12 protein-coding genes and 1 pseudogene are annotated in these 12,948 nt (G+C 64.2%); 10 read left to right on the top strand and 3 right to left on the bottom strand.

Annotated features, from left to right (window positions below; translation table 11 throughout):
• The first annotated feature begins 223 nt into the window (after window positions 1-223).
• The 9 genes and pseudogenes from pcaR to pcaC all read left to right on the top strand — a co-directional run bounded on the left by pcaR (window position 224) and on the right by pcaC (window position 8,945).
• A complete protein-coding gene (gene pcaR / locus DCO48_RS10405) occupies window positions 224-1,099 on the top strand; it encodes a pca regulon transcriptional regulator PcaR (protein ID WP_177410602.1) in 876 nt (291 codons plus the stop codon).
• Between the two features lie 334 nt (window positions 1,100-1,433).
• Complete coding sequence (locus DCO48_RS10400; RefSeq protein ID WP_116550520.1) at window positions 1,434-2,780, top strand: MFS transporter; 1,347 nt, start codon at window positions 1,434-1,436, stop codon at window positions 2,778-2,780.
• A 170-nt stretch (window positions 2,781-2,950) separates the two neighbouring features.
• The gene (locus DCO48_RS10395; protein WP_116550519.1) at window positions 2,951-3,811 is read left to right on the top strand and encodes a CoA transferase subunit A; all 861 of its coding nucleotides are present in this window, start codon (window positions 2,951-2,953) and stop codon (window positions 3,809-3,811) included.
• Window positions 3,808-4,587: a CoA-transferase subunit beta gene (locus DCO48_RS10390; RefSeq protein WP_116550518.1), complete on the top strand. Its 780-nt coding sequence runs from the start codon at window positions 3,808-3,810 to the stop codon at window positions 4,585-4,587. The genes DCO48_RS10395 and DCO48_RS10390 overlap by 4 nt, the downstream gene beginning before the upstream one ends.
• Complete coding sequence (pcaF, locus tag DCO48_RS10385; RefSeq protein ID WP_177410601.1) at window positions 4,584-5,789, top strand: 3-oxoadipyl-CoA thiolase; 1,206 nt, start codon at window positions 4,584-4,586, stop codon at window positions 5,787-5,789. The genes DCO48_RS10390 and pcaF overlap by 4 nt, the downstream gene beginning before the upstream one ends.
• A gap of 161 nt (window positions 5,790-5,950) precedes the next feature.
• Window positions 5,951-6,328 (top strand): annotated as a pseudogene (locus DCO48_RS10380) (hypothetical protein); the annotation flags it as partial.
• 46 nt (window positions 6,329-6,374) lie between these two features.
• On the top strand, window positions 6,375-7,739 hold the full coding sequence (locus DCO48_RS10375) for a 3-carboxy-cis,cis-muconate cycloisomerase (protein ID WP_116550516.1): 1,365 nt from the start codon (window positions 6,375-6,377) through the stop codon (window positions 7,737-7,739).
• A gap of 11 nt (window positions 7,740-7,750) precedes the next feature.
• Window positions 7,751-8,542: a 3-oxoadipate enol-lactonase gene (gene pcaD, locus DCO48_RS10370; protein WP_116550515.1), complete on the top strand. Its 792-nt coding sequence runs from the start codon at window positions 7,751-7,753 to the stop codon at window positions 8,540-8,542.
• Window positions 8,543-8,552: 10 nt separating this feature from the next.
• Window positions 8,553-8,945 (top strand): 4-carboxymuconolactone decarboxylase, encoded by a 393-nt coding sequence (gene pcaC, locus DCO48_RS10365; protein ID WP_116550514.1) that lies wholly within the window; start codon window positions 8,553-8,555, stop codon window positions 8,943-8,945.
• Window positions 8,946-8,995: 50 nt separating this feature from the next.
• On the opposite strand, the gene DCO48_RS10360 is transcribed toward pcaC, so the two are convergent.
• Entirely contained in the window at window positions 8,996-9,520 is a 525-nt protein-coding gene (locus DCO48_RS10360; protein WP_116550513.1) for a DUF962 domain-containing protein, read from the bottom strand.
• A gap of 91 nt (window positions 9,521-9,611) precedes the next feature.
• Here DCO48_RS10360 and DCO48_RS10355 point away from each other — a divergent pair, with 91 nt between their 5' ends.
• Complete coding sequence (locus tag DCO48_RS10355; protein WP_116550512.1) at window positions 9,612-10,319, top strand: Crp/Fnr family transcriptional regulator; 708 nt, start codon at window positions 9,612-9,614, stop codon at window positions 10,317-10,319.
• Between the two features lie 135 nt (window positions 10,320-10,454).
• Here the strand turns inward: DCO48_RS10355 and DCO48_RS10350 are convergent, their stop codons facing one another.
• Both DCO48_RS10350 and DCO48_RS10345 read right to left on the bottom strand, forming a co-directional pair.
• Window positions 10,455-11,369 carry a LysR family transcriptional regulator gene (locus tag DCO48_RS10350; RefSeq protein ID WP_116550511.1) on the bottom strand — a complete coding sequence of 305 codons (915 nt, stop codon included), beginning with the start codon at window positions 11,367-11,369 and terminating at the stop codon, window positions 10,455-10,457.
• A gap of 256 nt (window positions 11,370-11,625) precedes the next feature.
• Entirely contained in the window at window positions 11,626-12,879 is a 1,254-nt protein-coding gene (locus tag DCO48_RS10345) for an OprD family porin (RefSeq protein ID WP_116550510.1), read from the bottom strand.
• Window positions 12,880-12,948 lie beyond the last annotated feature (69 nt).

The raw sequence follows: 12,948 nt of genomic DNA, 5'->3' as shown, positions 1-12,948 counted from the left end.
TTTAAATGAAGTCGCCGCTGCTGTGTTGTCACGCTGTAAATAAAAACGGCCTCGCTAGGTAACGAGGCCGTGCCTGGGACTTCTACGGTGGGTACCTGACCAGTCTCTCCAAGAAGCCACATGGTGGCAGAGGAAAGGTATAAGTAATTGTGTGTGTCGGTCAATTGCGATTATCGGTCGATGGTTCGATAATCGCCCCTAGCGTGTGTTGCCGAGGTGAGTCATGAGTGAAGAAACAACCCCCAAGGGCGCAGGATTGAACGACAACGTGCGTAGCTCCTTTGCGTCCCTGGCACCGCCGATCGTGGCGTCGCCGGCCAAGCGGATCCAGGCGTTTACCGGCGATCCGGATTTCATGACTTCGCTGGCCCGTGGTCTGGCCGTGGTGCAGGCGTTCCAGGAGCGCAAGCGGCACCTGACCATCGCCCAGATCAGCCACCGCACCGAGATCCCCCGCGCAGCGGTGCGGCGCTGCCTGCACACCCTGATCAAGCTGGGGTACGCGACCACCGACGGGCGCACCTACTCGTTGCTGCCCAAGGTGCTGACCCTGGGCCATGCCTACCTGTCGTCCACGCCGCTGGCGGTGTCGGCGCAGCCGTACCTGGACCGCATGAGCGACCAGTTGCACGAGGCCTGTAACATGGCCACCCTCGAAGGCGACGACATTCTTTATATAGCCCGCTCGGCCACGGTGCAGCGGCTGATCTCGGTGGACCTGTCGGTGGGCGGGCGATTACCGGCTTATTGCACCTCGATGGGGCGCATCCTGCTGGCCGCGCTGGACGACGCCACGCTGCATGAATACCTCGAACATGCCGACCTGCAGGCCAAGACCAGCCGCACCGTGCATGATCCGCAGGCGCTGCTGGAGATCCTCCAGCAGGTGCGCGAACAGGGCTGGTGCGTGGTCGACCAGGAACTGGAGCAGGGCCTGCGGTCGATTGCCGTGCCGGTATACGACGCCTCTGGCCAGGTACTGGCGGCGCTGAACGTCAGCACCCATGCCGGGCGCGTCAGCCGCAGCGAGCTGGAGCAGAAATTCTTGCCGATCATGTTGGCCGCCAGCCGGGATCTGAGCACCCAGCTGTTTGCCTGATAGGGCCTGATCGCGGGACGAGCCCGCTCCCACAGGGTCCGGTGTGAACTCTGTGGAAGCGGGCTCGTCCCGCGAAGCTTTTTAACTTCCTGTTCGATAAACGCACAGAGTCGTATTTGGCGAATTGCGCCCCGCCCGGCAGCTAATTAATGTCCCTCGCAATAATAATGAACGAGAGGCACCGCCCCATGACTCGCTCCCCATCCTTGTTCCGCCTGCAGCGTTTTATCTGTCGACTGCACGGCCGTTAGCCATTCCCGAATAACCGTCCCTGACTGTCTGTGCCGTTCACGCGCGCACCCGCACACTCGCGCGCTTCTTCTGGATAAAAATAATGAATAGTCCTCAAGCGGCTGTCGGAAACTGCCTGGATGTGCAGGCTTTTATCAATGCCCAGCCGTTGTCGCGTTATCAATGGCGTGTGGTGATTCTTTGTTTTCTGATCGTCTTCCTCGATGGCCTGGACACCGCCGCGATGGGCTTTATTGCCCCGGCGCTGTCGCAGGACTGGGGCATCGACCGCGCCAGCCTCGGCCCGGTGATGAGTGCTGCGCTGATTGGCATGGTGTTCGGTGCGCTTGGCTCCGGGCCGCTGGCCGACCGCTTTGGCCGCAAAATGGTGCTGGTGGGGGCGGTGCTGCTGTTCGGTGCCTTCAGCCTGGCCTCGGCCTACGCGACTAACGTCGACCAACTGCTCGTGCTGCGCTTCCTGACCGGGCTGGGGCTGGGCGCGGGAATGCCGAACGCCACTACGCTGCTCTCCGAATACACCCCGGAGCGGCACAAGTCGCTGCTGGTCACCAGCATGTTCTGCGGCTTCAACCTGGGCATGGCCGGCGGCGGTTTCATTTCTGCCAAATTGATCCCGGCGTTCGGCTGGCACAGCCTGCTGTTGATCGGTGGCCTGCTGCCGCTGCTGTTGGTGGTGGTGCTGCTGATCTGGTTGCCGGAGTCGGCGCGCTACCTGGTGGTGCGTAATCGTGGCACCGAGAAGGTGCGCCAGACCCTGGCGCCGATCGACCCGGCCAGCGTTGCCCTGGCAGCGAGCTTCAGCGTGCCGGAACAGAAGAGCGTGAAGGCGCGCAACGTGTTCGCGGTGATCTTCTCCGGCACTTACAGCATTGGCACCTTGCTGCTCTGGCTGACCTATTTCATGGGCTTGGTGATCGTCTACCTGTTGACCAGCTGGCTGCCGACGCTGATGCGCGACAGTGGTGCGAGCATGGAGCAAGCGGCCTTCATCGGCGCGCTGTTCCAGTTCGGCGGCGTGCTCAGCGCCGTGGCAGTGGGCTGGGCGATGGACCGCTACAACCCGCACAAGGTGATCGGTATCTTTTACCTGCTGGCTGGGGTGTTTGCCTACGCCGTGGGGCAGAGCCTGGGCAGCATTACCGTGCTGGCGACGCTAGTGCTGATTGCTGGCATGTGCGTGAACGGTGCGCAGTCGGCGATGCCGTCGCTGGCGGCACGCTTCTACCCTACCCAGGGGCGGGCGACCGGGGTGTCGTGGATGCTCGGCATTGGCCGTTTCGGCGCGATTCTGGGCGCGTGGATGGGCGCGACCCTACTAGGCCAGGGCTGGAACTTCGAACAGGTGCTGACCGCGCTGGTAATCCCGGCCGGGATCGCGACGGTGGCGGTGGTGATCAAGGGGGTGGTCAGTCACGCGGATGCCACTTAGGGGCTAACGGCTCCTTGTCGGCGCAGGCACGCCAGTGTCGACAAACATCTGTTCGATAAACGAACGGATAGTCGATTATCGGATTGAATCGGCCGGGTTCAGCGCCGTAATCTGGCTGCATACCGGCGCTGTCCCTGGCGCCCTGTCCAGCGTATCTCCAGGAGTCTGCAATGGCTGAAATCCTCTCGCTCCACGACGCCGTGAAGCAGTTCGTCAACGATGGTGACAGCATCGCTCTCGAAGGCTTCACGCACTTGATCCCGACCGCTGCCGGTCATGAAATCATTCGTCAGGGCAAAAAGGATCTGACCCTGGTACGCATGACCCCCGACCTGATCTACGACCAACTGATCGGCGCCGGCTGCGCCCGCAAGCTGATATTCTCCTGGGGGGGCAACCCGGGCGTCGGCTCGCTGCACCGCCTGCGCGATGCCGTTGAAAAACAATGGCCGCACGCCATGGAAATCGAAGAGCACAGCCACGCCGACCTGGCCAACGCCTACGTGGCCGGCGCCTCCGGCCTGCCGTTCGCGGTGCTGCGCGCCTACGCCGGCTCTGACCTGCCGAAGGTCAACCCGCTGATCAAGAGCGTCACCTGCCCGTTCACTGGCGAAGTGCTCGCCGCCGTGCCTTCGGTGCGCCCGGACGTCACCGTGATCCACGCCCAGAGAGCCGACCGCAAGGGCAACGTGCTGCTCTGGGGCATCCTCGGTGTGCAGAAGGAAGCCGCCCTGGCCGCCAAGCGCTGCATCGTCACCGTCGAAGAAATCGTCGACGACCTCAACGCACCGATGAACGCTTGCGTATTGCCGACCTGGGCACTGTCTGCCGTGTGCCTGGTCCCAGGCGGCGCGCATCCTTCCTACGCCCACGGGTACTACGAGCGCGACAACCGTTTCTACCAGGCCTGGGACCCGATTGCGCGCAACCGCGACACCTTCAGTGCCTGGATCGACAAGTACATCCGCGGCACCGCCGACTTCACCGCCTTCAAGGCAAAACTGGCCTGCGCCCCGGAGGCTGCACAATGAGCTACTCCACCCACGAAATGATGACCGTCGCCGCCGCCCGTCGCCTGCAAAACGGCGCCGTGTGCTTTGTCGGCATTGGCCTGCCATCGAAAGCCGCCAACCTGGCGCGGCTGACCTCCTCGCCGGACGTGGTGCTGATCTACGAGTCCGGCCCGATCGGTGCCAAACCGAGCGTGCTGCCGCTGTCCATCGGTGACGGCGAACTGGCCGACACCGCCGACACCGTGGTGCCGACCGGCGAGATCTTCCGTTACTGGCTGCAAGGTGGGCGTATCGACGTCGGCTTCCTCGGCGCCGCCCAGGTCGACCGCTTCGGCAACATCAACACCACCGTGGTCGGCGCCTACCACAACCCGAAAGTGCGCCTGCCAGGTGCCGGCGGCGCACCGGAGATTGCCGGCTCGGCGAAGAAGGTGCTGATCATCCTCAAACAGTCGGCCCGCGCCTTCGTCGACCAGCTCGACTTCATTACCTCGGTCGGGCATGGCGAAGGTGGCGATTCGCGCAAGCGCCTCGGCCTGCCCGGCGAAGGGCCGGTGGGGATCATCACCGACCTGTGCATCATGGAGCCGGAAGCCGGCAGCCATGAGTTCGTGGTTACCGCGATTCATCCGGGGGTGACCCGCGAGCAGATCGTCGCCGCCACCGGTTGGGCGATCCGCTTTGCCGACAACGTCGCGATCACGGGCGCGCCCAGCGAAACCGAACTGGCCGCCCTGCGCGATCTGGAAGCGCGCACCGCCGCCGCCCACGGCCAAGCGCCAGGAGAAGCGTGATGCGCGAGGTATTTATCTGCGACGCCATTCGTACCCCCATCGGCCGCTTCGGCGGCGCGCTGGCCGGCGTGCGTGCCGACGACCTGGCGGCCGTGCCGCTCAGGGCGTTGATCGAGCGTAACCCGTCGGTACAGTGGGCGCAGCTCGACGAAGTGTTCTTCGGCTGCGCCAACCAGGCCGGCGAAGACAACCGTAACGTCGCGCGCATGGCCCTGCTCCTGGCCGGGCTGCCCGACAGCGTGCCAGGCGTCACCCTGAACCGCCTGTGTGCCTCGGGCATGGACGCGGTCGGCAGCGCTTTCCGTGCCATTGCCAGTGGCGAGATGGAGCTGGCGATTGCTGGTGGGGTCGAGTCGATGTCGCGTGCGCCGTTCGTCATGGGCAAGGCCGACAACGCTTACTCGCGCAACATGAAGCTGGAAGACACCACCATCGGCTGGCGCTTCATCAACCCGCTGATGAAGGCCCAGTACGGCGTCGATGCCATGCCGCAAACCGCCGACAATGTCGCCGACGACTACCAGGTCTCGCGCGTCGATCAGGACGCCTTCGCCTGGCGCAGCCAGCAACGCACCGCCAAGGCCCAGGCCGCCGGTTTCTTTGCCGAAGAAATCGTCCCGGTGCGCATTGCGCATAAGAAGGGCGAGACCGTGGTCGAGCACGACGAACACCCGCGTGCCGACACCACCCTCGAAGCGTTGGCCAGGCTCAAACCGGTCAACGGCGCGGACAAGACCGTCACCGCCGGCAACGCCTCGGGCGTCAACGACGGTGCCGCAGCGCTGATTCTGGCCTCTGCCGAGGCGCTGAAAAAGCACGGCCTGACGCCGCGCGCCCGGGTGCTCGGCATGGCCAGCGCCGGGGTGGCGCCACGGCTGATGGGCATCGGCCCGGTGCCGGCAGTGCGCAAACTCACCGCGCGCCTGGGCCTGGCGGTCAGCGATTTCGATGTCATCGAACTCAACGAAGCCTTTGCCAGCCAAGGCCTGGCGGTGCTGCGCGAACTCGGCCTGGCCGACGACGCGGCGCAGGTCAACCCGAACGGTGGGGCCATCGCCCTTGGGCATCCGCTGGGTATGAGTGGTGCGCGGCTGGTCCTCACGGCCATGCACCAGTTGGAGAAAACCGGCGGACGCAAAGGCCTGGCGACCATGTGCGTCGGCGTCGGCCAGGGCCTGGCCCTGGCCATCGAGCGCGTGTAAACCAATGACCCCGTCGCCGGCGGCTTCCACGCAAGGCCAAGGGCGACGGGGTGATTGTTCTGCGGAACGTGGGTGTTACTAAGTGTGTCTAGACTTCAGTGGCCCTCCAGGAGTATTCCCTCATGCCCACAACTTTTTACACTGGCGAAGAACGCAGCAAGCGCATCTTCGCCATCGTCGGCGTCATTGCGGCGGTGATCTCGCTGTTCCTGCGCCGCTCGCTGGAAGAAACCAGCAGCGCCGAAACCCGCCAGGACAAGGACGCCGGCAGCATCGCCGGGCTCGGCTACACCGCCGCTGGCTCGCTGATCTTCTACACTTTCACCACCTACATGCAGAAGTATCTGGTGAACACGGCGGGCATGAGTGCCAAGACCGCCAGCTTCATCATGACCGGCGTGCCGATCCTGCTGGCGCTGAAAACCGTCAGCAGCTCGCTCCTGGCCTTTTACTGCTACGTTACCGCGATGATGGCGATTGCCTTCCTGTTCAGCCTGCGCCTGCCCAAACAGGCCGCGTACCTGCACCACGACCATTGACCTGCCGGTGCGCCCCTTGCGGGCGCGCCCTGTTGAAGGACCTGCCATGACTCAACGACCGGGCAATCAGTTGTTCGATGCCTACTTCACGGCGCCGGCCATGCGCGAGATTTTCAGCGACCGTGGCCGGGTGCAGGGCATGCTCGATTTCGAAGCGGCGCTGGCCCGTGCCGAAGCCAGTGTGGGGCTGATCCCGCAGGTGGCGGTGGCGCCGATCGAGGCCTCATGCAAAGCCGAGCGCTACGATTTTGGTGCGTTGGCCGAGGCCATCGCGGTGGCTGGCAACTCGGCGATTCCGCTGGTCAAGGCACTGGGGCGGGTGATCGCCAGCGGCGTGCCGGAAGCCGAACGTTATGTGCATCTGGGCGCGACCAGCCAGGACGCGATGGACACCGGGTTGGTGCTGCAACTGCGCGCTGCGCTGGCGCTGATCGAGGCCGACCTTGCACAGTTGGCCAACACCCTGGCGCATCAGGCCCAGGTTTACGCCGACGTACCGCTGGCCGGGCGCACCTGGCTGCAACATGCCACGCCGGTGACCTTGGGCATGAAAATCGCCGGCTGGCTGGGGGCGCTGACCCGGCATCGGCAGCGCCTCAGCGAGCTCAAGCCGCGCCTGCTCAGCCTGCAGTTTGGCGGTGCTTCCGGGACCCTGGCGGCGCTTGGTGACAAGGCCCTGCCGGTGTCCCAGGCATTGGCCGAGCAATTGTGTCTGAACGTGCCGGAGCAGCCGTGGCATACCCAGCGCGACCGGTTGGTAGAGTTGGCTTCGGTGCTCGGTCTGATCGCCGGCAGCCTGGGCAAGCTGGGGCGCGATGTCAGCTTGCTGATGCAGACCGAGGCGGGTGAGGTGTTCGAGCCTTCGGCACCGGGCAAGGGCGGTTCCTCAAGCATGCCGCACAAGCGCAACCCGGTGGGCGCGGCGGTGCTGATCAGCGCTGCGACGCGGGTGCCGGGGCTGCTTGCCACGTTGTTTTCGGCGATGCCGCAGGAGCACGAGCGCAGCCTTGGTTTGTGGCATGCCGAGTGGGAAACCTTGCCGGAAATCTGCTGCTTGGTGTCTGGCGCCTTGCGTCAGGCGCAGACCATTGCCCAGGGGCTGGAAGTAGACAGCGCGCGCATGCGTCGCAACCTCGACCTGACCCAGGGCCTGGTGCTGGCCGAGGCGGTCAGCAGCGTGCTGGCCCAGCGGCTGGGCCGCGATACCGCCCATCACTTGCTGGAGCGCTGTTGCCAGCGCGCCGTGGCCGAGCAGCGGCAGCTGCGCGCGGTGCTGGGCGACGACCCGCAGGTGAGCGCCGAGCTGTCGGCCGACGAGCTGGACCGTCTGCTTGACCCGGCGCATTACCTGGGCCAGGCCCGCGTCTGGGTCGCCAGGGCGGTCACCGAACATCAACGCTTGAGTGCCTGAAGGAGGTTTTTGTGGGAAGCGTACAACTCGCCGATGGCGTACTGAATTATCAGCTGGAAGGGCCGGCGACTGCGCCGGTGCTGGTGCTGTCGAACTCGCTGGGCACCGACTTGCACATGTGGGATACGCAGATGCCGGCGTTGACCGCGCATTTTCGGGTGTTGCGTTATGACACCCGTGGGCATGGTGGCTCGCTGGTCACCGAGGGCCCCTACAGCATCGAACAGCTGGGCCGCGATGTGCTGGCGCTGCTGGATGCGCTGAACATCGAGCGCGCGCACTTTTGCGGGTTGTCGATGGGCGGCTTGATTGGCCAGTGGCTGGGCATCAATGCCGGCGAGCGTTTGCAGCGTCTGGTGGTGTGCAACACGGCGGCGAAGATCGGTAGCCCGGAGACCTGGAACCCACGGATCGAGAGGGTCTTGCGCGAGGGACAGGCGGCGATGGTCGGTTTGCGCGATGCCTCCATCGAGCGTTGGTTCACCCAGGCCTATGCGGCGGCCAACCCGGCGCAGGCCAAGCGGATTACCGACATGCTCGCGGCGACCTCGCCCGAAGGCTATGCGGCCAACTGCGGGGCGGTGCGCGATGCGGACTTCCGCGATCAGGTGGGGGCGATTCGGCTGCCATTGCTGGTGATTGCCGGCACCGAGGATGCGGTGACGCCGCCCGCCGGTAGCCTGTTCATTCAAGAGCGGGTAGTGGGGGCGGAGTACGCCGAGTTTCGTGCGGCGCATCTGTCCAACGTGGAAGTCGGCGGGCCGTTCAGCCGGCGTCTGATTGATTTTCTGCTGGCCCGTTGAGGAGCGATTGGTGGACGAGAAAGAGCGCTATGAAGCAGGGCTGCAGGTGCGTCGGGCAGTGTTGGGCGATGCGCATGTGGACCGGAGCCTGAACAACCTGAATGCGTTCAATGGCGAGTTTCAGGAAATGATCACCCGGCATGCCTGGGGCGATATCTGGACCCGGCCGGGGTTGCCGCGGCATACGCGGAGCCTGATCACCATTGCGATGTTGATCGGGATGAATCGCAATGACGAGTTGAAGTTGCATCTGCGCGCGGCGGCGAGCAATGGGGTTACGCGGGAGGAGATCAAGGAGGTGCTGATGCAGAGCGCGATCTACTGCGGGATTCCGGCGGCCAATGCGACTTTCCACCTGGCCGAATCGGTGTGGGATGAGTTGGGGGTTGAATCGCGGGAGTGACGTGCGGGCCTCATCGCGGGACGAGTCGGCTCGCCCCGCGATGGCGTCGGTCAGATCACCGCCTTCTTCTGCCGAACCGCCACCGGTCCGGCATTCTGCTCGATGGCTGCCTTCAATTCCGCCCGCAACCCGAGCAGGAACGCCAGCTCCGCCACCACGAACAACGGCCCGACGATCAACCCACTCAGATCATCGACAAACGCCGGCTTGCGCCCTTCGTAATAGTGCCCGACAAACTGGATCACCCAGCCCAGCACGAACACCCCCAGTCCAGCGCTCAGCCAGGCCATGGTGCTTTGCACCGCCAGTGCCTGTCCGGCCCACAGGCACAGCCCCAGCAACGCACTCATCAGTAGCCCGAAGCGCCCATCCAGGCGCAGGTAGAACCACGCCGACCACGCCGCCACCAGCAACGCCGGCGACAGCCATACGCCGCCGACATCCCAGCCTGGCCGCGATAACAGCACCGTCACCGCCACCACAATCATCGGAATCCCAACAAAGTGCGTAGCAATATTGCGCGGGTCACGGTGATACGCCGCATATTGACTGAGGTGTTGCACGAGGTTTTTCATTATTGTGCCTCCTGTAGGGTAGGGCCGAGCATGCACTGCCCGGTTATCCACCGTCTGTCGCCTAGCCGACAGAGTCAGCGTCGAGGCGCGGATGAACACAACGCACATTTGGCGTGAGCAACTGTTGCACGGCCACTGGTTCAAGCACTTGCCCGTTACCTTGCAGGATAGCCTGTTGCGGGCCGCCCGCCCGCGCGCCCTGGCCAGCGGCGAATGCCTGTTCCAGCGTGGCGACGCGCCCTGCGGCGTGTATGCGGTGGTGCACGGTGCGATGCGCGTCGGTGCGGTCAGCGCCGAGGGCAAGGAAGCCCTGCTGGCGCTGGTCGAAGCCCCGCAGTGGTTTGGCGAAATCAGTCTGTTCGACGGTCAGCCACGCACCCATGATGCGTTCGCCGAAGGCCCGGTGAACCTGCTCTGGGTGCCTCAAGCGGCGGTGTTGGCGCTGCTGGAAAAACACCCGCAGCACTGGCGCGACTTCGCCCTGCTGATGAGCCAGAAACTACGCTGGGTATTTGTCGCCCTGGAGCAGCAGGCGCTGCTCGGTGCGGCACCCCGGGTCGCCTGCCGGCTGTTGCAGATTGCCGCCGGCTACGGCGAGGTGGAAGGGCCGCGCCGGCTGTTGCAGTTGTCCCAGGAGCAGTTGGCGCTGATGCTTTCGCTGTCGCGCCAGACCACCAACCAGATCCTCAAGACCTTGCAACAGGACGGCGCGTTGCGCCTGGGCTACGGCGAGATCGAAATCCTCGACCCTGCTCACCTGGCGCGGATGGCTAATCCGGCTGGCACGGCGCCTGACTGAGGATTACCCCGCTCTCTGCGACATGCTCCTGCCACTCGCCGCGTAACGTCAGCAACGTGTCCGCTGGCGACTTGGCCAGGTCATGGGGCTCAGCCGGTGGCCAGACCGATCGACGTTACCTGCGGGTGATCGGGGTTACGCTGCTACTGCCTGGCGATCCACGCTGATCAGCGTCTCGATCATTGCCCGGGCTGCCGGCGACAGGCGATACCCGCTGCGGCTGACGATGCCGCAGCGAACATTCATGCTTTCCATGTTCGCCGGCAGGTTGCGCCAGTAAAGGCGAGCCAGTTCGCCACGGGCGATGGCCTCGCTGAATGCTTCTTCGCTGCCGATACCGATGGCATTGGTGCTCAGCACGATCTTCACCAGCGTCGGCAGATGCTCGGATTCCACCTGCGGCGAAAAATCGGTCTTGCCGCTCAGGTTGGCCAGTAGCTTGCGCACGCCGGGCGGAATCAGCGTGGTTGCCAGCGGATAATCGAACATGTCGTTGGTCGACAGGCTGTCCTTGGCCAGCAGTGGGTGCCCGGGGCGGCAGTAATACAGACTGCGACGTGGTTTCAGTGGCTGGGTCTGGAAGTTCGGATCGGCCTCGAAATGACGGATGTCGGCGACAAAGAACTCGATCGTTTCGCGGCTCAGGGCGCGGCTGAGCTTTTCCCAGTTATCCACTTCGAAGCAGGTGCGCACCTTGGGGTAGCGGTCGATGAACTGCGCCACCGCCTGCGGTACCAGGTTCACCGCCGGCACCGGGCCGCAGCCGAAGCGCAGTTCGCCGGCGTCGAGCTTGGTCATTTGCTGCACCTCGCTGGACAGCTGCGCCGCACCCTGCACCAGGCGCAGCGCATGCTGCAGCACCACCTGGCCTTCGGGGGTGGGGCGCAGGTCCTTGTTGCCACGGTCGACCAGTACGCAGCCGAACGCCTGCTCCAGGCCCTGAATGCTGCGGCTGAACGCCGGCTGGGTGATGCCCATGGCGTCGGCGGCGCGGACAAAGCTGCGGTGTTCGGTGAGGGCGATGAAGTAACGTAGCTGACGGAGGTCCATGTGCTTTTCCGGCATTCCTAAAAGAGGGCGAAGGTTGTTGTCGCCACGGCAGACTGCGTTTTTAAATGCACGCCATTATTCCGTCAATTAAGTATCTTTATGTTTTTTAGAGTTTATTTGCATATGAATAGAGCCCGTGGGTCAACGGTACATGTTGTGAAAGCCGCCTGAGGGCGGGTGAGTCCGCTCCCCGGAAGCGCAGCGCCGTGCAACGTTTCTGAAGCAGCGGGCTCGTCCCGCGATAGTGTCGCCGCCGTTACAACAGGCTGATCGGGTAGCTCACGATCAGCCGGTTCTCATCGAACGCGTTGCTGCTGAAATCGCGCCGCAGGGTGGAGTTGCGCCACTTGAACGACAGGTTCTTCAACATTCCGGACTGGATCACATACGCCAGCTCCGACTCCCGCGCCCACTCCTGGCCATCGCTGACACGCGCGGTATGCACGTTGTCACCCTTGATGTAGCGGTTCATCAGGGTCAGCCCGGGTACGCCAAGGGCGGCGAAGTTGTAGTCGTGACGCAGTTGCCAGGAGCGCTCCTGGGCGTTGTCGAAGCTGGCGTTGTAGCTGTCGTTGGCCAGGGTGCCGCCACTGGTGCCATTGACCCGCATCCAGGCATCGTCGCCGCTGACCTTCTGCAAGCCGACATAGAACGTGTTGCCGCCATAGCGCGCCGAGAGCATCGCCGACGCCGTACGGTTGTCCAGTTTCCCGGCACGTTCGCTGCCGTCCTCCTTGCCGCTGAAGTAGCCGAGGTTCGCCCCCAGGGTCCAGTCGCCGAGCGGCTGGCTGTGCACCAGGTTGAGGTACTGCTGGTTGTAGATGTCCTTGAGCTGGGCATTCCACACCCCGACCACAGTGCGCTTGTCGTTGAAGCTGTATTCGCCACCGGCAAAGTTGAAGCGCTCGGTAGTGAACGCGGCTTTGCCGTTCATCGACATGTCTTCCAGGCTCGCGTCGTTGCGTGGGCTGTTGCCACGGAACTGGCCGGCGTAAAGGGTCAGGCCGGCGATTTCCTGGGAGGTGAGCTGGCCGCCGCGAAAGGTTTGTGGCAGCGAACGACCGTCGTCGGCACGCAGGATCGGCAGCACCGGCATCCATTCGCCGACCTTCAGTTCGGTGTTGGAGACCTTCGCTTTCAAGGCGACGCCAAGGCGCCCGAAGTCGTCGGCCGGACGGCCGTCGTCGTGCACTGGCAGCAGATGGGTACCGGCGGTGCCTTTGCCACCGTCGAGCTTGACCGAGTGCAGGCCGAGGATGTTCACGCCGAAACCGACGGTGCCCTGGGTGAAGCCGGACTTGGCGTCGAGGATGAAACTCTGGGTCCATTCCTCGGCCTTGCTCTGGGCATTGTTAGGGTCGACGAAGTTGCGGTTGATGTAGAAATTGCGCAGGTTGACGCTTGCCGTGGCGCCTTCGACAAAGCCGCTGTCGGCGGCCAGGGTGGGGGCCGCGCAAGTCATGACGAGAAGACCGGAAAGCAAGTGGCGTGCGGGCTGCTGAGTTGTCATCGGGTGCTGTTCTCTTGTTTTTATTAAGCCGAAACCCTGCGCTGCGACGGATAAGCGTCTCAGGCCGGG

The organism is Pseudomonas sp. SDI, assembly GCF_003105155.1.
Lineage (GTDB): Bacteria > Pseudomonadota > Gammaproteobacteria > Pseudomonadales > Pseudomonadaceae > Aquipseudomonas.
This window is presented reverse-complemented; position numbering and strand designations above follow the sequence as displayed.